At 78.0% G+C, this 254-nt stretch carries 1 protein-coding gene; it reads right to left on the minus strand.

Annotated elements, in window-relative coordinates:
• Nucleotides 1-254 (minus strand): condensation domain-containing protein (locus OO62_RS36235; protein WP_033271985.1); only part of this gene is annotated, 254 nt, incomplete at both ends.

Raw genomic sequence — 254 nt, forward strand, 5'->3', positions numbered from 1 at the left:
CGACGAGGTCGTCGAGGGCCTGATCGGTGCGTCCTGCGGTGGGGGTCCCGAGCGGGATGTCGGTGCCGGCACCGAGCCGGGTCAGCAGCGTCGCCACCGCGGCCTGGAGCGCCATGAAGACCGTCGCGCCGTGGTCGCGGGCGAGCGAGGCCAGACGGCCGTGGAGCCCGGCCGGCAGCTCGAAGCGGACCAGGCCGCCCGCGTGCGTCGGCTGCGCCGGGCGCGGCCGGTCGGTGGGCAGCGCCAGCTCCTGC

The organism is Streptomyces lydicus, from assembly GCF_000717345.1.
Taxonomy (GTDB): domain Bacteria; phylum Actinomycetota; class Actinomycetes; order Streptomycetales; family Streptomycetaceae; genus Streptomyces; species Streptomyces lydicus.